Here is a 21,176-nt window from a genome sequence, read left to right on the forward strand (position 1 = left end):
CACATTCAAATTGTTTTTTCTCTTAATAGCTTTATTTTAATTTCTATCTAAGCTTGCTGCTTAATGGCACTCATATCTAATATCCGATTGGCATTTTCAATCGCTGAAAGCCTATGGGCAATAATAAGTGTCGTCCTCTTTTTGCCATAATCCTCTATTGCCTGCTTGATAAATTCTTCAGACTCTGAGTCCAGTGCAGATGTTGCTTCATCTAATATCAGAATAGGTGCATCTTTTAATATTGCTCTTGCAATCCCTATTCTTTGACATTGACCGCCAGATAATCTCATACCACGTTCGCCTACAATCGTTTCATAACCTTGCGGCTGCTCTAGAATGAATTCATCTGCATAAGCCGCCTGAGCTGCTGCCACAATTTGCTCATCTGTAGCATTTGGATTCCCATAACGAATACTTTCAAATAGAGATAAAACATGCCCACTATGTTGCTTTTCATAATAATCTACTGGTAACTTATTAAGCTTGCCATAGATTTCCTTACAAATGTTCCCAAAACCATATTTAGCCTGCCCATTAAACATAAACGTAAAAATAGGAAGTAGTAGCACCATTAATCCTACATAAATCACAAGCCCTATAAGTATCTTAAAACTAGTCCCTAAGCCGCTCATCGCACCTATATCTAAAAGACCTTTTAAAAGATATGCTTCTATCATAGCACTACTGGCATTTAACACTGCAATGCCTAAAATTCCTATAAAATATACGCTATAATGCCCTTTTAAAAAGATAAAAGTATCCTTAAAATTTTTATATAACTTATTCATGTACTTTCTCCTTCTCACCGTCTTATCTGCTATAAAGCTTACTATATACGCCTTTCTTTAGAAGGAGTTCTTCATGCGTTCCTTGCTCTACGATTTTACCGTCTCCTAACACATAAATCTTATTGGCTTGCTTAATAGTCGATAAACGATGGGCAATTAAAATAACAGTCTTACGCTTACTATATTCCTCTATGGCTCTTTGAATTAAACGTTCTGACTCTACATCTAATGCTGATGTCATTTCATCTAACAAAAAGATAGGGGCATCCTTTAAAAATGCCCTTGCTATCCCAATGCGCTGTCTTTGCCCACCAGAAAGATTGCTCCCGCCTTCTGCAACTAACGTCTGATAGCCTTCTGGCAGTTCCATAATAAAGTCATGCGCATAAGCCTTTTTAGCTGCCATAACTATTTCATCAAACGTAGCATCCATCTTGCCATATCCAATATTTTCAGCAACAGTCCCCTCAAATAAATATGTATCCTGTGCAACATAAGCCATCAAGCGCCTCGCCTTTTCAATCTGCCAATCATTTAAATTCTTGCCATATAAACAAACCTCTCCTTGCTTTGTACAATGAAAGCCTATAAGCAGCTTAAATTCTGAAGTAAATTCGTACTGCTTTCCTCAATTAATTTCTTTAACCATCTTCCATGTTAATGTTGGCATTACATCATTAATATATTGATTAAAACACTCTTCTACTTCTGATTGAATAGTTGGTAATCCTTTATATTGACCATTATTTACATATTCCACTTATATTACCTCCCCAAATCCTATGCAGATAACTAAATCTTCACCTACATCAGTTTCCACACAATACTCTATTTCATCATATGTGGGTTTTAATTGTATATATAAACGCTTTATATTCTTTAAAACAATTTTATATTTCTTACATTTTTTCTTGAAAATTTCATGTATATCCATCATGGATATGTTTGCACCCTTATACGGAAAATTAATATTAGGCATTCCTATCTTGCCACTTTTAATAGACGTTTCATAAACAATCTTTGAACATATTTTTTGCATTCATCCCATGATTCAAATATACCTACCTTTTTTCCTCTTCTTATTGCATAGTACTTTTTACTTGCCATATTTCCCCTCATTTCTTTATTGATAAATGCTCTTTTCACCTAAGTATTACATATTTATATGTATATTCCAAATTTTATTAAGTATATATATTATTTCAGCTTATCTGAAATAATATATATACTTAAATTTCGTTTTTATCCAATCATAGTTTCCTAGTAAATAATAGTTAAAAGATAGCCCATATTTGACTCTCCTTTAATAGAAGCACTATCTAGAAGTTCACCTTCTTTATTTCTCTATCTCAGCTTTTTGACCGCTCTAATCAATGTACTTTTGCTTATCTTTGTCATCTTCTCTACTTCCGCATAGCTATGATTTTCTAGTATTTCTAAAGCCATATTAATCTGTGTATCTGTATAACGCTTTGGTCTTCCTTCTTTAAAGCCATCCTTTGTCCTCGCAATAGCTTTTCCTTCTTGGGTACGTTCAACAATCATATTCCTTTCAAACTCTGCAAAAGCAAAGAATATGTTTCTAATAAGCTTTGAAGCAGGTGTATTGTCCATGACACCCACATTATATTTCAAGGCCAATATCTCCATTCTTAATCATCTTATTATATTCTATATTATAAATTTATTTGTTTTTTTGGAATATTATTTTATAATTGCTCTTATCAAAAAAAATCAGGGGAATTTAAAATAAAAAAATCAAAAGTATTATTAACAACTCTAGGTTCTATGTTGCTGCTATCCAGCACTGTATTTGCAGGTACTTTAAGACCTGAGTTAAAAACAAATCCGGTTCCTGTATTTGAAGGTTCTGTTACAAACACGATAACACCAAGAGCAGTAAAGGTAACCGATAGTGAAGTAAACTACGAGTGGAGTAACAACTCTGGTAACTGGGTGTATGCAGATGGTTTCGTAACAGTGAAAAATGGAACCGTTGATTATAAGCATTATACAAGAGTTCAAATAGAAAAGAGCTCTAGCGTATATGCCAAAAGTCCTACTGAGTGGGGAGTAGGAAAAGTTCCTGCAGAAACAGGCGACGTAGCTTATCCAGGTGAAAACTATGAGGGACGCATCTACTACGGATGGTAATTATTATTTAATCACTTGAAACTTATACATAATAATACAGTAAGGGATTTCCTCTACTATATTATTGTTTTTAAAGGAGCACTTAATGGATGATAAAAAATAAAAAGTATCAAATCCTACTATTCTCTATTTGTATTGCCTTCCTCCTATGTTTAAATTATGGATTAGGTAATAATACAAGATTATCACCTGGTTTATTAAAAGATGAATTATCAACTAAAGCTATTGCTAAAGAAGAATCAGCAACTAAAATCACTTCAACTGAAGTTATTGATAAAGAAGAATCAGTAGTAATAAATTGCCTAGGAGTCGCTGATTTGTATGATACTAAAGGGATGATGAACTATAATGAATTTTTTAGTGATAATTCATCTCTGTCCAATTTAAAAGAGTTCAATGCTAAATTAAATACTGAATTTGAATACTTTGAACTCGGATTCCAACATTTAGAACAAGATACTTACTACGCTGGAGATAAAAAATTCTCAGATTTTGATGTAGAAGAAGATCTGACAAACCAAGTTGTTAATGTTGATGGAAATGTAAAATATGTTACCCCCTTTAAAACTGTTCACTTCGGACAAAGAACTTTTAATCTTTTATTTGATGCAGATGATATTTATGAGGGGGTAGGCTTCACTGATGCGGACTTTACGGATGGCGCCACTGTTCCTGTAATATTGGGCTATGACTACAAGGAATTCTATCATTTGGGTGATATTCTTGAACTAAATTACATATTTAAGCCTACTAAATTTGAAGTTATTGGTTTCTTCAAAGAGAACATCACGTTTACCTTAAATATAAGCGAATATAATTTGAATCAATATATATGTTTACCATATTTTGATATCGTAACTATACCAGAGGATAAAGATGCTGAACTATTTCAGTTAAGATATTATCTTCAAAAAAATCACGGATACATTGCTATCCCTTCTCACACAACTTTCGACGATAAAGTCTTAGAAAAATATAAAACATCTTTCTCTAATCTTTCAAATTCATATGATTTGAATTATATGATGATGGAGTTTCTGAATTATATAATCAGGGAGCCACTTGCCAATTGAGCAAAAAAAATAATGAACTGTTCCCCGTTCACCTATCCTAAAGAGTGCATAAGAGATTGTCTTTTATGCACTCTTTTTACATGCCCTTTTACAAATATATACTATGGCTAATTATATGTATTTAAATTTATCAGGATCTCCATTAGAAGTATATGGAGATCTTCCTATAGCTAGTAAAGTTGGGAACATTGAAAATAATGAGGTTTATGTAGTGAGTAAGGAAACATCATCTGCATATCATGTTTATTTTTCAAAAGATGGTAAGCTGCAATCAGGTCAGATAAAAAAAGAACTTGCTTCATCTGCCATGAAAGACATTACGGAGAGGCCCTATGCCAGAGAAGTAAGTAATGGGGCATCTTATTTTGTATACAGAGTAAGAAAGGATGCTAATTTGTATGACTCAGTAATAGATACAATTCCATCTGGACATGTATCTATCATTAAGCAAACTATTGGTGAAGATGGAAATAAGAATTTAGTTCATTTTTGTAAAGATAATACCCGATATTTAGGCTACGTAACAAATATTACATCGGATCAAAAAACATCAATTTTGGATAGAGCGTTTAGAAAGGAAAGTATTAATGGCACTCAACATTATATTTTCCAATTAAAAAAACAACGACGTGTTTATGATTCATCCGGCGGAAGTTGGGGCAGGGTCGGAACTTATATGTTAGTTGCGTGTACTGATGCAAAATTCGGAAATAGTAATTCGTATTATAAGAAAATTAACTTCTTTCAGAAAAATTTCAATTTATCATAGGTTCCAGTTTATAATGATGATGATGAATATAAATTCGGATTTGTAGATACAGGCCTATTTGATGAAGGTAGTGGACCTACTGAAATTTGTATGTATGGGAATTGGGGAGGAAACACCCTAAGAGATCCACGAGCTGAACTGCCATATACTGTAGATCATATTCCAGTAGACTCTACAGGAAAAAGAACATTGATGCATATGGACCCGGTGTATTTAACAATTCATTCTACAGCTAATCTAGATTCTGATGCTTGGGGCGAAAGAAGTTACCTACTCAACCCAGAAAATACATCAGATACAGCATTTCACATTGTTGTTGACTATAAAGAGGCAATTGAAGTCGTCCCTCTTGATGAAGTGGCCTATCACTGTGGAAATTTAGATGGAAATAAAATTACGGTAGGTATTGAAATTTGCGAAAGTGGAGATAGAGAAAAAACCTTACAGAACGCCATTCAGGTTGCCTCAGATTTTTTAAATGCTCGTGAATGGACAATTGCTAAGCTTAGAAGACATAAGGATTGGGCTATTAAGGAGTGCCCTCGTATTTTCACGACACATCAAGCCTCACCACATCATACATGGGAATGGTTCACTAATGAAATTAAGAAAAAGCTAAATGTGGAGCCGATGTATACAAGCACAACAATGACGTCTATTGATAGGTACTCGTTAACGCTTATGATAGTCTACTTTTAATCTATACTTAAGCATCTATTACTCTCAAAATATATAACTACCGTAAATTTACCGTAAAAATGAACATCAAAAAAAATCAAGACTTATAACAACCTCTACAAGCCTTGATTTTATTATGTTTAACCTAGTACATCTGAAAGGATTCAAACCTTCAACATACGGTTTAGGAAACCGCCCTTCACCTTATTACTTATCTCCTACTTATCCTCTGCTCCTTTGCTTTCGCACCAGTCCCTTAGTAGACATTTCTCACAATGACATTTTCTAGCTGTACAAATATCTCTGCCATGATAGATAAGCTGGAAGTTAATCCTATTCCAATTTTCTTCTGGCAATACTTCCATTAGTTCTTTCTCCACTTGTACAGGATTATTCCCCTTTGCCCAGCCAAGTCTTTTTGCAATGCGTAAAACATGTGTGTCTACGGTTACGCCTGGAATACCATAAGCATCTGCTAGAAATAATGTGGCTGATTTTCTACCTACACCGGCTAACTTCACTAATTCATTAACCGTCATAGGCACTTTCCCACCGAATTCTTCTATTATTTGCTGACAGCACTTCTTCATATTTTTAGCTTTGCTCTTGTATAAGCCAATGGACTTAATATATTCCTCTATCTCTTCCACTGGCGCCTCAGCCATTTGCTCTATCTTAGAAAATCTTTCCCATAATCTTGGAAGGGCTGCATATACTTGCTTATCAGTACTCTGTGCACTAAGCATTATAGCTAAAAGCAGCTGCCAATCTGCAAAATGCAAAAAGCCTTCTTTGCTTGTCCCATATTCCTGATCTAAAATTCCTAAAATCTTTTGTATGCCTTCTTTGTCCATCTCTTATGCCTCTCTTATATTTCTTTATTACCTTCCATGTTCTCCCATCTCATACGTCTTTTTCTATTATTCATTAAATAAGTATCCCCTCACAATGATCCATCTCATGTTGAATAACCTGTGCTACAAAGCCATTAAACTTCTGTTTCTTCTTTTTAAACTGTCTATCACGATAAGCAACTTCTATCCAAACATATCTTTTTGCTTTCTTAGTCCCTTCATGTGATAAGCAAGCTTCGTCATCTTCAAATGTTGATTGACTATGACTCACAATCTCAGGATTTACTAAAGGAATAAACTGTTTTCCCATTTTAGCAATAATAATGCGTGCACGTTCACCTATCTGATTTGCTGCAAGTCCTACACAAATATCTTCATTGGCCTTAGCTGTATCAATCATATCCTCAATGATATGTAAATCCTCTTTTGTTGCTTCTACTGCTTTTAATACTAATCGTTCGTTATCTTTTACAATTTCTCTTACCATTTATACTTACAGACAAAATTCTGTCTGCCTCTCCTTTCAAAGTCTATATACATTATACACGAAACCATTAAATTGTACTCCCAAATAGCAAAGAGGCTACTGCACTCAATTGAAGTGCACTAGCCTCTTTCATATATCCTTTAGCTCAGCTTAAAACATAAACAAATACTATCCGCTGCCTTTATCCTCTCTTTGCTCTTCAGGTATTGCCCAAAAGTGCCATCCACATAAACATCAAAGCAGCAAATACTTGAATCCATTTATAATATTGTGGAATCTCTTCCTGCATCTTTCCGATAATGGTTCCCACAATAGGTGCATAAATCACTACAGTAAATATAGAATTCACCACCCCAAAGCATAGCATCAATATACTTGCTAGCACAGGGTCCATTCCTGCGGCATACGTTAATGCAATAATCAATGGACTACAAGGAATCACAGCATAAATCAATCCTATTACAAAGTATGAGGAATCCTTAAACTTACTCAAAAGTTTATTGGTGCCTCCGCATTGCTTGCATGTGCTACATTTATCTTTTTTAAAGGCATTTCTTATAATCACTAATCCAAAAAAGACACTCACAATGCGGAAAACGTTTTGCATAATATTTGGCAGTATTTCTTCTATACCTTCTATAACGATACTACCAAAAAGCGCTGCTAATACACCTAATGCCATATACATGAGAATCTTTCCTAATGAAAAGACTCCGGTTGCTACCATACAGCCCCTCTTACTTCTTGCCTCTCCTAGCATTTTTCCAACTAGAAGTGGTGTAGATAAAGAACCACAACCTACGCCGCAGCCAAGTCCTGTCATCATAACTGTGGCAAAAATCATTGTTACTGACATTCTTCTTCCTCTCGTTCTCTTGCTATAAGTGCGGCACCTATTGCCCCATTAAACTGTGCATGTACTGCAGGATGTACATCACACATTAATTCATCTTCAATAGCTGTTCTAAGGCCACCATTTTTAGCCCCGCCCCCAGTCATCAAGATATCCCCACTACTTTTATACTTCTTGGCTAATCTTGCAATACGTTTTGCCATGGAAATATGAATACCTGCTAATATATCATTTCTATCTTTTTTCTGTGCAATAAGGGAAATAACCTCTGTCTGAGCAAAAACAACACAAGTACTATTAATTGTACAAGGTGCTGTACTCGCTAATGATAATTCTGTTACCTTATCAATGGTTGTTTCTAATAAGCCACAAATTACCTCTATGAACTTACCTGTACCTGCAGCGCATTTATCATTCATGGTAAAGTTTCTAACGCCATGATTTTCATCTAAGCTAATAATTTTACTATCTTGCCCACCAATATCAATAATCATTGTAGGCTTAATTCCTTCTGGTGCTGTAAGCTTAGTCCCATAGGCATGAGCTGTAATTTCTGAGATTGTATCATTGGCAATAGCAATATTTCTACGGCTATATCCTGTTGCTGTTATGTATGCCACATCTTCATCTGTGATATTTGCCATCTTAAGGAGCTCATCTTTTAGTATTTTTGAAGTTCTATCATTATCAATACCAGTTGGCAGTACCTTCGTACAGACTACTTCATTTCCTCTAATTAAAGCACTCTTTACATAGGTTGAGCCCGCATCAAATCCTAGATAATACTTTTCCATTTACAGTTCTTCTCCTTTTTTCAATCATTTCTACGAAAGCTTCAAATCTAATTTTCACTTGCTCCACATCTTCTGAGGAGAAATCCGTCTCTATTCTTAACAACGGTATATCATATTCTCTAGCCACCTTCTCTATCATTGGCAGTTCAAAATCATAGGGTGTACATCCCCTTAAGACATGATAAATAATGCCTTCTGCCTTAGCATTTCTCACCTTTTCCATTAAAGCGGTCTGGCGGTCTTCTACATCATCAAATACAGGGCAAGTACACGCCGCCACATATCTCGCTGCCAAGGCTCTCATCATACTCTCTTCGCTCTCATCCTTTGGCATCACGGGATCATAAAGCAATCTTCCTGATAAACAAGACTCATCCCCTACAATCTGAGCGCCCAATTCTTCTAATAAAAATGGGGCTTTGTAGTTTGGAAAGCTAATAGGTGAACCTGCTATAAAGACACGGGGTTTTTTATTTTTTCGCTCCTGCCTTACTGCTAAATGTGCTTTAATTTCTCTATTAAGTTCTGCGACCTTTTCTGCCCATTCTAATGGCTTTGCATAGCAAAAACTATTTAAGACCATCATAACTGTGGCCCCCTCAACAGGCGGATTTTCCATCTGCAAATAGTTATATAAAACATAAGCTTGCTGCTGCGCAAAGTTAATCTCCCTATACGCATTTAATAAATTTTTATGTGAAAATCTTTTACCTGTCATCTGTCCAATGGTTTGAATAAGGCCTTTTAAGTCATATACATTTTGCTCAAATGTCATATTATTTTTGGCAGCATAAAAAGGCATTGGAATAATAGGCATATACTGTGCTAATAGTTCTGCACTTTTACGTTTTGCATCACAGGTCATGGGTACAATCGCACATTTACACTGCTTATACATAGGCATAATATTCATATAATTAAAAGCCACAGAAGCCTTTACCACAGGGCAAGCATCTCGTGGTACAATATCATCTCCTACTAATGCTGCTGTACTATGGCTTGCACATAGCCTAAGGGGGGTATAACCAAATCCATATATAATCTCATCAGGTATCATCACACAATAACTTCCGATATACTCTGTCTCATCTTCTTTTAATTCTACAAAAGCCCGACTCAGTACACCTGTAAAATACTCTAGACTAGGAAACTGCGCAATCTTATCCTGAAAGTTTGCTAATGTAGAATTAGCTATACGCTTTACATTTCTTTCATATCGCTCTTTAATTCTTGCTTCCATCCTCTACTATTCCTCTCTTAGAAGTTAATATTGTTTTTCCTAATACGCTGATTGAAAGTGCATCTTTCTCTGGGCAAGCATCTATGCATTTCATACAGAAGATACAGTCTGCATGGGTGACATCTGACTGATTTCTTAACTGATATACAGATTCAATGCCCATAGGACACACTTCTAAACAGGCTCTACAATGTGTACACGCACTACCATTTTTCTTGATTCTAGCCCCTGATACCTTATGTAGTAATCCCATCAGCACGCCTAAAGGACAGATTTCACAAAAAGCACTTTCTTTCATAAAGCATATCCCAGCTACCACCCCTGCAATGATAAGTCCCCATACATTAAATCCAGGAAAAGACCCTGCTAAAGGCTGCATAATATACTTAATTGGACACAATCTACAAAAGCCAATACCAAACATTAAACATATCAAAATTCCCCATTTAAGTAGCTTTACCAAAGGCTTTCCTTTATCAGGTATTCTAACTGGGGCTATCTTTAGCTTTTTCCTGATGATTGTTAAAATATCTTGGAAAAATCCAAAAGGACATAAATAACCACACCAGATTTTCCCTAGAATCAATATACTTATAAGCATTACGGCCCACGCAATTGCCGTAGTCATAGTCATATTTGTAAATATCTTGCCTGACTTAGTCAAACTCTTACAAATTCCACTAGCAACCTTTTCTGGCACATACACACATTGAAAAACTGGTACCAATAATCCTGTACTTTCTCCTGTAATATATGCCCCATAAGATAATATAAAGGTGGCTATAGCTTGAATTGCCGTTCTTGTGAATTGTATCTTACGTTTCTTCACTTTAGGGGTATACCCAGGCCTCTTTTGTATCTCTTGCTGCACATTACTATTCATGTAGTCCTTCCTCTCTATTGCCATAGTATAATACCGGAAGTGCCACTACCTTCTTTGAAACGTATAGTTTATATAAAACAGATGATAATACAGCTGCAAAACTTCCTATGCCAAACAATGCAACTAAGGTTAAACATACTTGTGTAGGGTCCGAAGCTTCCTGCTGCTTCCCACTTTTACCCCCTTGATTATTTTGTGCCTCCTGGACATTTTGGCTGCCTTGCTCTTTTTGTATATTTTGATTGCTCTGGCTACTTTCATTTCCTTGGTCTTTTGATTGTAACTCTGTTACTTGCTCTGACTTAGTATCTTGCTTTCCCTGACCATTCTGTGCCACTTGATTTGGCTGCCCATTTCTACCTTCTGTAATGACTGTTTTACTTACCGCTTGCTCATTAGCTTCTGTACCATATATCACCCTAGGTCCTGCTAATAAATTCAAGCACATCATACCCAGTAATATATATCCTGATTTATGCCATCTTCTTTTCACGATTCCCACTCCTTCTATTTACCTGCAATAACTCTGTAAAGGCTTCTATTCTAATCTTAATCTGCTCTTTATCCGCTTTGGTACAATCTGTCTCAATACATAAAAACGGTATATTTTGTGCAATGCAGTTCTTCTCCACCTTATCCGCATAATAAGCAGATAATAACTGCCCCTTTAGTAAATGAAATATCACAGCCTGCGTCTTTTCATCAAACGATACTTTATGACTTCCTAAAGCCTCACTACTGTACTCGTTTTTATAATGAATATCATAAATCTGCTTACATAGCTGGTATAACGATGCCTTTTCATTTAATGCGCTATAATCATATGGGTATAGCACCGAGCATGCACTGGTATAGTTTTGTATCCCAGTCTCTTCTAATATGAGCCCCACCTTATGGTTAGGAAATTGAATATCGCCGCCTACTAGGTGGAGTTGTTTTTCTCCTTCCGCCGCCCTTGGTACAATGCTAAGTAATTTTTCCACTTCTTTTTGCCATGTCTCCATATCGCTTGTTAAATAATAGGTCTCCTTGAGGAAAATCTTTAACTTAGTTGCAAGCTGTGCTTTATCAATGCTTTCAAATAATTGATGTGATTTTGTAATCTGCCTAGCACTTTCAAGAAGCCGTTTCTTAGTAATAGGTCTTTTTAGCACTTTCATGAGTCCTATTAAAAATGTGCTCTGCTGTTTTTTATAATTACTTGGTGTATGTTCAAGTACAAATGCTGTATTATCTACGCGTATCACTTTATATCCATGTGCTTCTAAGTAAGGGGCAATCTTTCGGTTGCTATCGTTAGTGATAGGTACAACAACTCCCTTCAAACTCTTTTCAAAAGGCATCTCCTTATTCAGTAATAAATTAACTACTGCTTTAGTTGTATGATCTGATATCTGTGGGAAAATCTCATCTACTTCTCCTATGTTTCCTTCATATCCCCCCAAAAGATAAACTGGCTTAGCGCCACATGCCCTTATAAATATCTCCGGGAATGTCGTAGACGTTATACCAATTTGATTTTTATCATTAGATGCTTTCTCAAAATAATTTGAAGCAATATCTACAAAATATTTACAGCTTTCTATATGCTCGCAGTCTGATAAATACGTCATATACTCATCTATTTGACTCTTAAAATGACCTTTCACCTCAAGCACCTCCTATATCATTTTCCTTGACTTTGATAATCATTATTATTTTCTAAATCATTTTACAATTATATCCTTTGTTTTGTCAAACATTTTTTTCTATTCTAATTAGACGTTTTTTTATATACAAACAAATAACTCGTACCATTTTGTTTTTTATCCAATCAAATATTTAGACATAAAATAAGGCATTCTCCCCTAAGAGAGAATGCCTTATTTTATATTTATAAAGTCATTTCTATAGCATCTACTGCTTCTATCTTTCTACTTGCAATTTCCTTCTTCAACTTACCTAATACATAAAAATATGCTGGTATTAAAAAGGCATCAGCCATAAGCCAAGCCACAGGCCCTGCAAAACAAGCTGCAATATAACCAAACATTGGTACAAGGATAAATCCTACCATACCACGTGCAATCATTTCACATACCCCAGCTATCATTGCCAGGTTTCCAAAGCCCATCCCTTGAATTGTAAAACGTACGATATTTACGTAAGCTAATGGAATAAAGAATACAGCTGTCCATTTTAGCATAATTGCTGAGTTTCTAATGACTTCCGTCTCTGCTGCATCTACAAACAATAATGAGATTTGCTCACCAAATAACACTAATATAATGAGTGCAGCAATGGAATATATCACTGCAATAATACTACATGCCTTAATCCCATCTGTAATACGGTCTAATTTTCCTGCCCCCGTATTTTGTCCTGCATAAGTTGCCATCGTTGCTCCCATTGCATCAAATGGACAAGCAAAGAACATACTAATCTTTCCACCTGCTGTAATTGCAGCTACTGCCATAGAGCCTAATGAGTTAACAGCCACTTGCAATATAATACTTCCGATAGCCGTAATTGAATATTGAAGTCCCATTGGAATTCCCATCCCACATAAATGACGCATAAAACGTCCTCTTGGGCGCCACTCCTCTTTACTAATCTTTAAAACAGGATACTTTTTAGCAATATAGATTAAACATAAAACGCCTGATATGCCTTGTGAAACAACGGTTGCCCAAGCAGCACCGCCTACGCCCATTTTTAAACCTAAAATAGCTACTAAATCTAGTACAATGTTTAAAAGAGATGACATCACTAAGAAATACAGTGGTGTCTTACTATCTCCTAAAGATCTTAAAATACCTGCTAATAAATTATATAAATACACAATTGGTATTCCTAAGAAAATGACAAATATGTAATCAAATGAACCTTCTAATATATCACTTGGTGTATCCATCCATGTTAAAATTTTACGGCATAGTACACAAACAATAACTGTTGTAACTGTTGAAAATACCACAGATAGCCATACACTATTTGCCACATATTTTCGAAGAGCTGATTCATCCCCTGCACCGAACGCCTTTGCTACCGGGATAGCAAACCCGCTACATACACCCATACAAAATCCAATAATCATAAAGTTAATCGATCCCGTACCACCTACTGCAGCTAATGCCTTTGCACCTAAGAAACGACCTACAATCATGGTATCCATCATATTATAAAATTGTTGAAAAAGCATCCCTAGTAACATTGGCATAAAGAAGCCCAAAATCAATTTCATAGGTGAGCCTACTGTCATATTTTTAACCTTTCCTTGCTGCATACATATCCTCCTTATTCCTGTCTATAGTCTTTTGTATAAGTTACCTTTTATTTCATTCGGTATTTATTCTATACTATCTCTGCCAGATAATATAGTGCTTAGAATGTAAAATTATTTATCATTTTCCCCCTATTTTTTGTTAGCTTATCTCTTTTATAATCTATTCCTCTTTTCCTTAATCATTACCTAAAAAAATATTAAATTTTTTCTTTCTTGGCATACTATATATATTACATTAAAAGGAGTGTATATCATGGAAAAATTAAACTTTGTACTTGAAAATGAACTTGGTCATGCCAAGGATAATGAAGAACTCAAAGCTAGCTTAAATGGGCAATTCGCAGGTGAAACTGCTGAAGTTGGACTCTATCTTGCTATGGCTAGAGTAGCTCAACGTGCTGGCTATCCAGAAGCTGCTGAAGTTCTAAAGGTTATTGCTTGGGAAGAAGCTGAACATGCCGCTCAGTACGCCGAACTTACAGGTAAAATATCTGACTGCACAAAAACCAATATTACTAATATGATGAATGGTGAAATCGGTGCGAATAAATTTAAAGCCGAACTTGCTCAAAAGGCTAAAGCTGCAGGCCTCGAAGAACTCTATACCTTTATTGACCATGCTGCCCGAGATGAAGCAAGACACGCAAGCATGCTCCAAGGTTTACTTAATCGACTTTAAAGAGAAACCAACTAAAAATCATAAAAAAAGTAGTATTCCTTATGTAGAATACTACTTTTTTAATTTTGCATTATTAATTTTATGGCTTTGCTAAATTAATGCCTTATTCATCTGACTAACTTCTTTTAGTAACTCTACTTCTACCACTTTTACCGCTTGTTCCTCCCATACTACCTGCTTAAAATCTTTACATCCCATAACAAATGAAACGCCATATTTTCTAAGCAAATAAATGCGCCCTTCTTCTGTATAAAGCCCTTCAAACTCTTTTTCAATAATCTGAACCATCAGTTTAAGTTCTTCTACCGTCATCACAGACTTTAAAATATATTTTTCAATAATAGCTAAGATTAGTAGCTCTTTTTTTGCAATGCCTTTTTCTGCTTCATATATATTACAAAATACTTCCTTTGTATAAGGACTAATTGCCCCTTTTTCCAATAAGGCATCTATTTTATAAGTTTTTTCTCCTTCTTTTTTGCCCAATACCTCTGCAATCTCATCTAAAGAGGTTGTATCCTTCATGGATAAAATAAGTTCAATGCGTTCTAAAATTTTATCTCTAACAAAAAATGTTTCTTGTCCTGTAGGGGTTGCCTTCTTAATAAACCACTCTTCTGGTATAAGGTCCATGCGTTTCCATCTATAAAGTTGACCATAGGATATTTTTGCAGTCTCTAATAGGTCTTTTTTTGAAATAAGTTCATCCATTGATCTCGCCCTTTCTCATTAACTTCTCTTACCCTCTTTGTGTCTGTGTTTCCACGCTACATGTCTCTGACATCGTAAATGTTCCTGAATACTCTACATGATTAATCTTGCAATCGTCAATAAGATTGATATTATGCCCCTTAACTTCTTTTGCTTCTACACGTTGTAACTCAATCTCATCTGCTTCTATTAGTTCGCTTTTTAACTTGCCATATCGGCCATTTATAAATAAACTCACCCATAAATTATGTTTAGGTTTTCGAATAGTTACTTTAGTTGCACCTATTTCCTTGCAGTAACAAGTTGTTCTTGGCGTAATCATGATATTTTCAGCATTAAGTAACCCCTGACAGCATATTTCACCCTCTACGCTAACTTCTTCTGATGAAATATTGCCTTCTGCTCTCATTTCCCCTTGTACTTTGACTTCTTTGGCATATATATTCCCTCTTACAGTTAATTTGCCGCTAACTGTAACATTGTTACACTTTAAGTCGCCATTCAATACCGTTTCGCCATCAACAACTAAGTTCTCTATCTGTGCATCTCCTTTTACTTCTAGACTGCCTAATACCTTTGTACGCTGAGACACTAAATTACCTTGCTGCTGCATATTTCCCATAACCTTTAATGTCTCAAAATCTACATCCCCATTAAACGTTGCATTCCCCATATCACTTACTAAACTTGCTTTTACATTTCCCTCAGAAGAAGTATTCCCCATAATCTTAATACTGCCGTATTCACCTTCTGAAATAAATCCATCACCCATAATCTTAATATCTACACTACTCATCTTTATTTTCACCTCCTATTATTGTCTCATACTATTTTTAACGATTGATTTGTCATCAACTGCTAGTGTTTCAATGTATTCTATGGTTTTAATATTGCAATTTGGTCCAATTGTAATATGCTTACCTCTTACTACTTCCACCTCACAATTTTCTAAGTAAATCTCATCGCCTTCAATGGTTGTTACTACTAATTGATTATTTTTATATCGCTTAGGTATTAGGAAACTCAATAACCCGCCAACTCCTGAATTACCTTCTTCTACTTTTATAGTAGTTGCCCCAATCTCATGAACATGTGATACACCCGATAATCTAAGCTCTAAGTTCTCACAATTTAAAAGACCACTACATTCAATCATGCCATTGGAATAAATCTGCTCACCACTTAAATCTCCATCTACCTTAATTGAGCCATTATTCTCTAGCCTTCTTACCTTAAAAGTTTTTTCTAGCATCATCATCCCATTAATAGTCACATTTTTAACCATGCCACTCCCTATTGCTTTTAACATACCAGATACAGTAAGGTCATCTCCGAAGAGATCGCCTCCTACTTTAGCCGTTCCTGAGACTGTACTTACCTTAGATGCCAAATCTCCATTTATTGCAATAGTGCCTGATACATTTAGCTCATTACACTTTACGTTTCCTTCAACCTTTCCGGTTCCTGCAATATTCACACAGTCAAATTCTCCACCTGTGTATTTACCCATGCCATTTATATTAACTGAATATAATTTCTTATTTTCCATTCCAACCACCCCTTCGTAACATTGTTTTATTGATTAAACTCAGATTAGCATAACAATGTTACGTTGTCAAGGATATCTATAAAATAAAGGAGGCATCGCGACATAGCTCTCGTGACGTCTCCCACTCTATTAAAAATAACTCTTCATAAAATCTAAAAATAATCTTTAAAAATAATCTTTAAAAGTAATCTGAGAAATAAGGTGTCTGCTGCTCAATAGCATCTTCTAACATATCTAATGTTTCCATACTACATACAAGTCGCCCTATTTTATATAAATAATCTGGCCGCTTATATCCCAATAACATAGTCGTCATTGTCTGAATATCAATGCGGTCATTTGTCTTGCCTGATGTATGCACAACCTGGCCCTTTCCCTCATTAGAAATAGTTAAAATAAAGGTGCCTTGATTACAAGCTAAAATAGGGTCATCCATTGTAAATGTCCATTCTCGCTTTATTGTATCTGGCTTAAATGGATACTGGGCAATAAACGCCTCTAGGTCTACAATACGTGCCATAAAATAAGGTGAAATACTCTCCTTAATATCTGCATCTTCTAATAAAAAGGCTAAAGGCTCATCCGTATAAGTGTTACCTATTACTTTAGAAATCATAGAAAAATGTGCGCTAATGAAGTTCCACAAACCCGTACGTGCCTCTTCATTTATAAAAATCATATCTTTTATATGAAAAACTTCTTCTCTAATGCTATAAAGCACATAACCATCTGGCTCATTTTTATCATTGTAATAAACTGCTGCCATAAGGTCATCCGGATCCCAAAGAAAATACTCATTCCATGCTAGCTCATCACGTAGCAACGCGCCATGAGTCTGCATGGCAAATCGGTGATATGCTGTTTTAATCACTTCACTCTCTACAGACACCCTTTCTACTTCACCTGAAACCTGCTTATTCTTAGGTAACTGATAATCATTTATTTCAAATGTAATCTTATCTGATATAATCTCCCATCCTTTTCTACGATAATATGGAATAGAATATGGGAATAAATAAGATATGGTTTGATGACGCTTCTTCATATTTTTTAAGGCTTGTTCCAATAACTTATGCATAAGGCCTTGATTGGCATATTCTGGATAAGTTCCTACGCCAGTAAGCCCTCCCATTTCATAAGTCCTATTAAATATACGTACCTTCATAGGATAGACAGCTACTTGTGAAATAAGCTTCTCTCTATCAAACCACCCTAGTACATCTGCCTTTTCTAAGGTAGGTGATTTGGCCCTAATCATTTCTTTTTCTTCCCAGCCAATCTGCTGCAATTCCTGATCTGTTACTTGAAAAACGTATCTTAAAAGTTGATTATATTGTTCTAGATGTTCAACACCAACCTTTTTCATTTTTAACTGTCTCTTCCTTGCCATATAGATTACACCCTCCCTTTCATTCATTTCTACAGGCCTAGCGTCTTCTCATTTCTAGTTATTTAATATAGTATTGGCATTTCTAGTTATTTATATATTCTTATTGCATAAAAAATGAGACATTCTCCAATGTCTCATTTCTCTTCACGGTTATTTTACTTCTATACTTATGCCTCACCATATGTCAGCACTTTCTTAATGCTTTCATCTAGGGCAACATCTTTTATTTTTTGGTTATTAATAATTAATTCCTGCAAGGTACAAGGTTCAAACCCATTCACCTCAACGCAAGCATTTAAGGCATAATTTTTTCTTCTTAGCCACTGCGTTTCTTTTCCTTTCTGCTCATCATGTAGATGCCCATAAATATGAAAAGCCCCCTTATTTTTGCGATACCATCTTAAAATAGGATAATGAAATAATTGAATCCACCTCTCCTGGTCTTTTATAAGCTTCGCCTCATCCACAGTTTCAAATCGCTTGATAAAGGCATCTTCCTCCCTAAACTTATAATCATGATTTCCCAAAATTAAATGTAAATGTCCATTTAATTTATCCACTGTTTCTATCAGACATTCTTCTAATGCTGTTTCCTTACAAACAATTATATCCCCTAAAATAAATATATGATCTTCTGCCTTAACCTTTTGATTATGACGATATATCATTTCCTTATTCATCTCTTCAATGCTACTAAAATATGATGACCTGCTTCTTTTTAATGATAGCTCATGGAAAAAGTGATAATCCGATACATAATAAATCCTCTCATTCATAGGCATGCCTCCTATTTACTATGTTATATCATGTTTCTATTATACTAAAAAAAAGTAGATAAAAGACTGTTTAATCTCTTATCTACTTTTTCAGCATCTCTATATTTCTATTCACATTGCCTAGATTTGTATACCTTTTACTTATTCTGTGTATATTTCAAGTTTTTAGTTGTCTTCTCTATACGTTTCTTACATTCCACTTTACATATACCACAAGGCCAATATTGATAAGTGCTGTCACAAATAAAATAATTCCCATTGGCACACCTATTTCAATAATTTGTCCAAATAATAATTGCCCTGGTGCCACACTAATCGTTGCTACAGCCGTTGAAAAGGCTGAGACACGTCCTAACATCTGTGCTGGTATTTCTTTTTGGATAAAGGTTAATGTCAGTACATTTGATAAGGACAATGACAACATAATAGCTAATCCACTTAAAGCAAATAGGGCTGCAAGTACATATGGATTTAAGTTAATAAATCCTAATGCCGACATCATAAATACCCCTATAATCATTGGAAAATATGTATAATGTACTTTTTTAATAGAAAACATATTGGGTTTCACGCTAATCCAAAAGCCGCCTAATATCATGCCTAATACACAGACAGCTTCAACGATGCCATATACTTGTGATGATAAACCTAAGTCTACATTAATAAAGAAAGGTGCCACAATCGATAAGATTGGTACTAAGAAAATATTACATAAGGCATAAGAGAAGATAATTCCTAAGATTACACCTTTCTCTTTTCTTAAATAAGTAAAACTTTCTTTCATATCGCTGCAAGAATCCTTGATGAACTGTAGCCATGCTACTTGTTTCTGCTCTCGCACCACATCTTCTAATCTTTCTTCTTGTCGCACTACATCTGGAATCTCTAAGAATAACTCCATAACAGCTGATAATAAGAAACTCACGGCATTAATGACTACAATGACTTTAATGCCCATAAATCCATATAAAACACCAGCAAGTATAGGCCCTGCAAAATTAACAATAGAGCCTACCTGATTAATAATTCCATTAGCTGATGTTAGCTTATCTTCATCTACAATCTGTGGTATAGAGGCTGTTACTGCTGGCCCATATAAAGTGGCACTTGTTGAAAGCAGGAACATTACACTCCCTACAATAAATGCATTGTCTTGCCCTCTAAATAATATGAGGGCATAAAGGCCAATTAATGCCGCACATAAGAAATCTAAGTAAACCATGATTTTCTTACGGTTAATATGGTCCGAAAGTCTTCCTGCAATCGGTGCAAACAAGATATAAGGCACTGTTGAAATGGCTAATATTTGAGCGAAGGTTGCTGTGCTTCCTGTAAATTCTAATACGTATAAGGACATGCAAAATCTTTGAATCGCACTGCCAAACAAAGAAATAATCTGTCCTATGACTATAATAATGAAGTTTCTATTTATCATACCTTCTCCCTAAACAACTCATACTCAACGCATACTGGGTAATCTCCAGTTTCACTTTGTTTAAGGTCTGCTGCAATGCCATAGATTTCTTTTAAAGTCTCTTTTGTAATGACTTCCATTGGCTTTCCTTCACAAACAATCTTTCCTTTTTTGAGCCCAATAATATGATCCGCAAATTTAAAAGCATTATTAATCTCATGAAGTACGATGACTACAGTAATATTTTTTTCTTTATTAAGTCTTTGAAGAATCTCTAAAACTTCAAGTTGATAAGATAAATCCAAATAAGTTGTTGGTTCATCTAACATAATAATTTCTGTTTCTTGTGCTAAAGTCATAGCAATCCATGCACGCTGTCTTTGTCCGCCTGATAAATTTTCAACTTCTCTATCTGCAAACTCACTAAGCCCTGTTTGCTCTATTGCCCAATCAATTACTTCCTTATCATGACTATTAAGACCACCTATCATCTTCTGATGTGGGAATCGTCCATAAGCTACAAGCTGTCTCACTGTAAGTCCATTTGGACAAACAGGTCCTTGAGGTAAAAATGCCACTTCTTTAGCGATGTCTTTTTCTTTGATTTTCTTGATATTTTTATCATTAATAAAAATGTCTCCATGGGCAGGTTTATTAATTCTTGATATTGTTTTTAATAAAGTAGACTTTCCACAACCATTTCCACCAATAATGATACTTATCTTTCCTTTTGGAAAAGATAAATTGAGGTTCTCTATGATTGTATTATTTTCATAAGCTACCTTTAAGTTCTCAACGCGAATTGCTTCCATTATAGCC

Annotated in this window: 27 protein-coding genes; 5 read left to right on the top strand and 22 right to left on the bottom strand. The window is 35.2% G+C overall.

Going from position 1 to position 21,176, the window contains the following annotated elements; translation table 11 throughout:
• Positions 1–47: 47 nt before the first annotated feature.
• From AC1VAQ_RS10655 to AC1VAQ_RS10680, 6 genes are all read right to left on the bottom strand, one after another.
• Complete coding sequence (locus tag AC1VAQ_RS10655) at positions 48–788, bottom strand: ATP-binding cassette domain-containing protein (protein WP_303244272.1); 741 nt, start codon at positions 786–788, stop codon at positions 48–50.
• A 22-nt stretch (positions 789–810) separates the two neighbouring features.
• Positions 811–1,383 carry an ABC transporter ATP-binding protein gene (locus AC1VAQ_RS10660; protein WP_330699220.1) on the bottom strand — a complete coding sequence of 191 codons (573 nt, stop codon included), beginning with the start codon at positions 1,381–1,383 and terminating at the stop codon, positions 811–813.
• A gap of 33 nt (positions 1,384–1,416) precedes the next feature.
• On the bottom strand, positions 1,417–1,548 hold the full coding sequence (locus AC1VAQ_RS10665; RefSeq protein WP_303244273.1) for a hypothetical protein: 132 nt from the start codon (positions 1,546–1,548) through the stop codon (positions 1,417–1,419).
• The gene (locus tag AC1VAQ_RS10670; protein ID WP_479903887.1) at positions 1,549–1,767 is read right to left on the bottom strand and encodes a hypothetical protein; all 219 of its coding nucleotides are present in this window, start codon (positions 1,765–1,767) and stop codon (positions 1,549–1,551) included.
• A 2-nt stretch (positions 1,768–1,769) separates the two neighbouring features.
• Positions 1,770–1,895: an RNase H1/viroplasmin domain-containing protein gene (locus tag AC1VAQ_RS10675; protein ID WP_302600052.1), complete on the bottom strand. Its 126-nt coding sequence runs from the start codon at positions 1,893–1,895 to the stop codon at positions 1,770–1,772.
• Between the two features lie 237 nt (positions 1,896–2,132).
• Positions 2,133–2,423 carry a recombinase family protein gene (locus AC1VAQ_RS10680; RefSeq protein ID WP_479903888.1) on the bottom strand — a complete coding sequence of 97 codons (291 nt, stop codon included), beginning with the start codon at positions 2,421–2,423 and terminating at the stop codon, positions 2,133–2,135.
• A gap of 153 nt (positions 2,424–2,576) precedes the next feature.
• On the opposite strand from AC1VAQ_RS10680, the gene AC1VAQ_RS10685 reads away from it, so the two are divergent.
• From AC1VAQ_RS10685 to AC1VAQ_RS10700, 4 genes are all read left to right on the top strand, one after another.
• On the top strand, positions 2,577–2,942 hold the full coding sequence (locus AC1VAQ_RS10685) for a hypothetical protein (protein ID WP_302600050.1): 366 nt from the start codon (positions 2,577–2,579) through the stop codon (positions 2,940–2,942).
• A gap of 89 nt (positions 2,943–3,031) precedes the next feature.
• The gene (locus AC1VAQ_RS10690; protein WP_302600049.1) at positions 3,032–4,015 is read left to right on the top strand and encodes a hypothetical protein; all 984 of its coding nucleotides are present in this window, start codon (positions 3,032–3,034) and stop codon (positions 4,013–4,015) included.
• Positions 4,016–4,118: 103 nt separating this feature from the next.
• Positions 4,119–4,784, top strand: coding sequence for a hypothetical protein (locus AC1VAQ_RS10695; RefSeq protein WP_479903889.1), 666 nt, complete (start codon positions 4,119–4,121; stop codon positions 4,782–4,784).
• 90 nt (positions 4,785–4,874) lie between these two features.
• Positions 4,875–5,483 carry a peptidoglycan recognition protein family protein gene (locus AC1VAQ_RS10700; protein WP_302598107.1) on the top strand — a complete coding sequence of 203 codons (609 nt, stop codon included), beginning with the start codon at positions 4,875–4,877 and terminating at the stop codon, positions 5,481–5,483.
• Between the two features lie 197 nt (positions 5,484–5,680).
• Here AC1VAQ_RS10700 and nth read toward each other — a convergent pair whose 3' ends face one another.
• The 9 genes from nth to AC1VAQ_RS10745 all read right to left on the bottom strand — a co-directional run bounded on the left by nth (position 5,681) and on the right by AC1VAQ_RS10745 (position 13,838).
• Complete coding sequence (gene nth / locus AC1VAQ_RS10705) at positions 5,681–6,316, bottom strand: endonuclease III (RefSeq protein WP_302598105.1); 636 nt, start codon at positions 6,314–6,316, stop codon at positions 5,681–5,683.
• A gap of 73 nt (positions 6,317–6,389) precedes the next feature.
• Positions 6,390–6,803, bottom strand: coding sequence for a peptide deformylase (locus AC1VAQ_RS10710; RefSeq protein WP_302598102.1), 414 nt, complete (start codon positions 6,801–6,803; stop codon positions 6,390–6,392).
• Positions 6,804–7,002: 199 nt separating this feature from the next.
• On the bottom strand, positions 7,003–7,659 hold the full coding sequence (locus AC1VAQ_RS10715) for an urease accessory protein UreH domain-containing protein (RefSeq protein ID WP_302598101.1): 657 nt from the start codon (positions 7,657–7,659) through the stop codon (positions 7,003–7,005).
• Positions 7,650–8,450, bottom strand: a complete 801-nt coding sequence (locus AC1VAQ_RS10720; protein WP_302598100.1) for an acyl-CoA dehydratase activase — start codon at positions 8,448–8,450, stop codon at positions 7,650–7,652. The genes AC1VAQ_RS10715 and AC1VAQ_RS10720 overlap by 10 nt, the downstream gene beginning before the upstream one ends.
• Positions 8,425–9,690, bottom strand: a complete 1,266-nt coding sequence (locus tag AC1VAQ_RS10725; protein WP_302598098.1) for a 2-hydroxyacyl-CoA dehydratase subunit D — start codon at positions 9,688–9,690, stop codon at positions 8,425–8,427. Before AC1VAQ_RS10725 ends, AC1VAQ_RS10720 begins: the two co-directional genes overlap by 26 nt.
• Positions 9,674–10,573, bottom strand: a complete 900-nt coding sequence (locus tag AC1VAQ_RS10730; RefSeq protein ID WP_302598096.1) for a 4Fe-4S binding protein — start codon at positions 10,571–10,573, stop codon at positions 9,674–9,676. The genes AC1VAQ_RS10725 and AC1VAQ_RS10730 overlap by 17 nt, the downstream gene beginning before the upstream one ends.
• Positions 10,566–11,066 carry a hypothetical protein gene (locus AC1VAQ_RS10735; protein ID WP_302598094.1) on the bottom strand — a complete coding sequence of 167 codons (501 nt, stop codon included), beginning with the start codon at positions 11,064–11,066 and terminating at the stop codon, positions 10,566–10,568. The genes AC1VAQ_RS10730 and AC1VAQ_RS10735 overlap by 8 nt, the downstream gene beginning before the upstream one ends.
• A complete protein-coding gene (locus tag AC1VAQ_RS10740; RefSeq protein ID WP_479903890.1) occupies positions 11,047–12,222 on the bottom strand; it encodes a 2-hydroxyacyl-CoA dehydratase family protein in 1,176 nt (391 codons plus the stop codon). The genes AC1VAQ_RS10735 and AC1VAQ_RS10740 overlap by 20 nt, the downstream gene beginning before the upstream one ends.
• 224 nt (positions 12,223–12,446) lie before the next feature.
• Positions 12,447–13,838 (bottom strand): MATE family efflux transporter, encoded by a 1,392-nt coding sequence (locus tag AC1VAQ_RS10745; RefSeq protein ID WP_302598091.1) that lies wholly within the window; start codon positions 13,836–13,838, stop codon positions 12,447–12,449.
• 253 nt (positions 13,839–14,091) lie between these two features.
• Here AC1VAQ_RS10745 and AC1VAQ_RS10750 point away from each other — a divergent pair, with 253 nt between their 5' ends.
• Positions 14,092–14,517, top strand: a complete 426-nt coding sequence (locus AC1VAQ_RS10750) for a ferritin-like domain-containing protein (protein ID WP_302598090.1) — start codon at positions 14,092–14,094, stop codon at positions 14,515–14,517.
• 90 nt (positions 14,518–14,607) lie between these two features.
• Here the strand turns inward: AC1VAQ_RS10750 and AC1VAQ_RS10755 are convergent, their stop codons facing one another.
• The 7 genes from AC1VAQ_RS10755 to AC1VAQ_RS10785 all read right to left on the bottom strand — a co-directional run bounded on the left by AC1VAQ_RS10755 (position 14,608) and on the right by AC1VAQ_RS10785 (position 21,169).
• Complete coding sequence (locus AC1VAQ_RS10755) at positions 14,608–15,228, bottom strand: DUF4004 family protein (RefSeq protein ID WP_302598088.1); 621 nt, start codon at positions 15,226–15,228, stop codon at positions 14,608–14,610.
• A 28-nt stretch (positions 15,229–15,256) separates the two neighbouring features.
• Positions 15,257–16,024, bottom strand: coding sequence for a polymer-forming cytoskeletal protein (locus AC1VAQ_RS10760; RefSeq protein WP_302598087.1), 768 nt, complete (start codon positions 16,022–16,024; stop codon positions 15,257–15,259).
• 18 nt (positions 16,025–16,042) lie between these two features.
• Positions 16,043–16,777: a bactofilin family protein gene (locus AC1VAQ_RS10765; RefSeq protein WP_302598086.1), complete on the bottom strand. Its 735-nt coding sequence runs from the start codon at positions 16,775–16,777 to the stop codon at positions 16,043–16,045.
• A gap of 178 nt (positions 16,778–16,955) precedes the next feature.
• Entirely contained in the window at positions 16,956–18,167 is a 1,212-nt protein-coding gene (locus AC1VAQ_RS10770) for a GNAT family N-acetyltransferase (RefSeq protein ID WP_302598085.1), read from the bottom strand.
• Between the two features lie 167 nt (positions 18,168–18,334).
• Positions 18,335–18,943 carry a metallophosphoesterase gene (locus tag AC1VAQ_RS10775; protein WP_302598084.1) on the bottom strand — a complete coding sequence of 203 codons (609 nt, stop codon included), beginning with the start codon at positions 18,941–18,943 and terminating at the stop codon, positions 18,335–18,337.
• Positions 18,944–19,121: 178 nt separating this feature from the next.
• The gene (locus AC1VAQ_RS10780) at positions 19,122–20,378 is read right to left on the bottom strand and encodes an MFS transporter (protein WP_302598082.1); all 1,257 of its coding nucleotides are present in this window, start codon (positions 20,376–20,378) and stop codon (positions 19,122–19,124) included.
• Positions 20,375–21,169 carry an ABC transporter ATP-binding protein gene (locus AC1VAQ_RS10785; RefSeq protein ID WP_302598080.1) on the bottom strand — a complete coding sequence of 265 codons (795 nt, stop codon included), beginning with the start codon at positions 21,167–21,169 and terminating at the stop codon, positions 20,375–20,377. Before AC1VAQ_RS10785 ends, AC1VAQ_RS10780 begins: the two co-directional genes overlap by 4 nt.
• Positions 21,170–21,176: the final 7 nt, after the last annotated feature.

The sequence above is a fragment of the Cellulosilyticum sp. genome, from assembly GCF_982396655.1.

Coding starts and splice junctions, on each gene's coding strand:
- AC1VAQ_RS10745 (WP_302598091.1), bottom strand. CDS start 13,838: ATGCAGCAAGGAAAGGTTAAAAATATGACAGTAGGCTCACCTATGAAA.
- AC1VAQ_RS10690 (WP_302600049.1), top strand. CDS start 3,032: ATGATAAAAAATAAAAAGTATCAAATCCTACTATTCTCTATTTGTATT.
- AC1VAQ_RS10750 (WP_302598090.1), top strand. CDS start 14,092: ATGGAAAAATTAAACTTTGTACTTGAAAATGAACTTGGTCATGCCAAG.
- AC1VAQ_RS10710 (WP_302598102.1), bottom strand. CDS start 6,803: ATGGTAAGAGAAATTGTAAAAGATAACGAACGATTAGTATTAAAAGCA.
- AC1VAQ_RS10760 (WP_302598087.1), bottom strand. CDS start 16,024: ATGAGTAGTGTAGATATTAAGATTATGGGTGATGGATTTATTTCAGAA.
- AC1VAQ_RS10730 (WP_302598096.1), bottom strand. CDS start 10,573: ATGAATAGTAATGTGCAGCAAGAGATACAAAAGAGGCCTGGGTATACC.
- AC1VAQ_RS10695 (WP_479903889.1), top strand. CDS start 4,119: ATGGCTAATTATATGTATTTAAATTTATCAGGATCTCCATTAGAAGTA.
- AC1VAQ_RS10670 (WP_479903887.1), bottom strand. CDS start 1,767: ATGCCTAATATTAATTTTCCGTATAAGGGTGCAAACATATCCATGATG.
- nth (WP_302598105.1), bottom strand. CDS start 6,316: ATGGACAAAGAAGGCATACAAAAGATTTTAGGAATTTTAGATCAGGAA.
- AC1VAQ_RS10785 (WP_302598080.1), bottom strand. CDS start 21,169: ATGGAAGCAATTCGCGTTGAGAACTTAAAGGTAGCTTATGAAAATAAT.
- AC1VAQ_RS10700 (WP_302598107.1), top strand. CDS start 4,875: ATGTATGGGAATTGGGGAGGAAACACCCTAAGAGATCCACGAGCTGAA.
- AC1VAQ_RS10780 (WP_302598082.1), bottom strand. CDS start 20,378: ATGATAAATAGAAACTTCATTATTATAGTCATAGGACAGATTATTTCT.
- AC1VAQ_RS10675 (WP_302600052.1), bottom strand. CDS start 1,895: ATGGCAAGTAAAAAGTACTATGCAATAAGAAGAGGAAAAAAGGTAGGT.
- AC1VAQ_RS10725 (WP_302598098.1), bottom strand. CDS start 9,690: ATGGAAGCAAGAATTAAAGAGCGATATGAAAGAAATGTAAAGCGTATA.
- AC1VAQ_RS10715 (WP_302598101.1), bottom strand. CDS start 7,659: ATGTCAGTAACAATGATTTTTGCCACAGTTATGATGACAGGACTTGGC.
- AC1VAQ_RS10720 (WP_302598100.1), bottom strand. CDS start 8,450: ATGGAAAAGTATTATCTAGGATTTGATGCGGGCTCAACCTATGTAAAG.
- AC1VAQ_RS10765 (WP_302598086.1), bottom strand. CDS start 16,777: ATGGAAAATAAGAAATTATATTCAGTTAATATAAATGGCATGGGTAAA.
- AC1VAQ_RS10685 (WP_302600050.1), top strand. CDS start 2,577: ATGTTGCTGCTATCCAGCACTGTATTTGCAGGTACTTTAAGACCTGAG.
- AC1VAQ_RS10770 (WP_302598085.1), bottom strand. CDS start 18,167: ATGGCAAGGAAGAGACAGTTAAAAATGAAAAAGGTTGGTGTTGAACAT.
- AC1VAQ_RS10775 (WP_302598084.1), bottom strand. CDS start 18,943: ATGAATGAGAGGATTTATTATGTATCGGATTATCACTTTTTCCATGAG.
- AC1VAQ_RS10755 (WP_302598088.1), bottom strand. CDS start 15,228: ATGGATGAACTTATTTCAAAAAAAGACCTATTAGAGACTGCAAAAATA.
- AC1VAQ_RS10655 (WP_303244272.1), bottom strand. CDS start 788: ATGAATAAGTTATATAAAAATTTTAAGGATACTTTTATCTTTTTAAAA.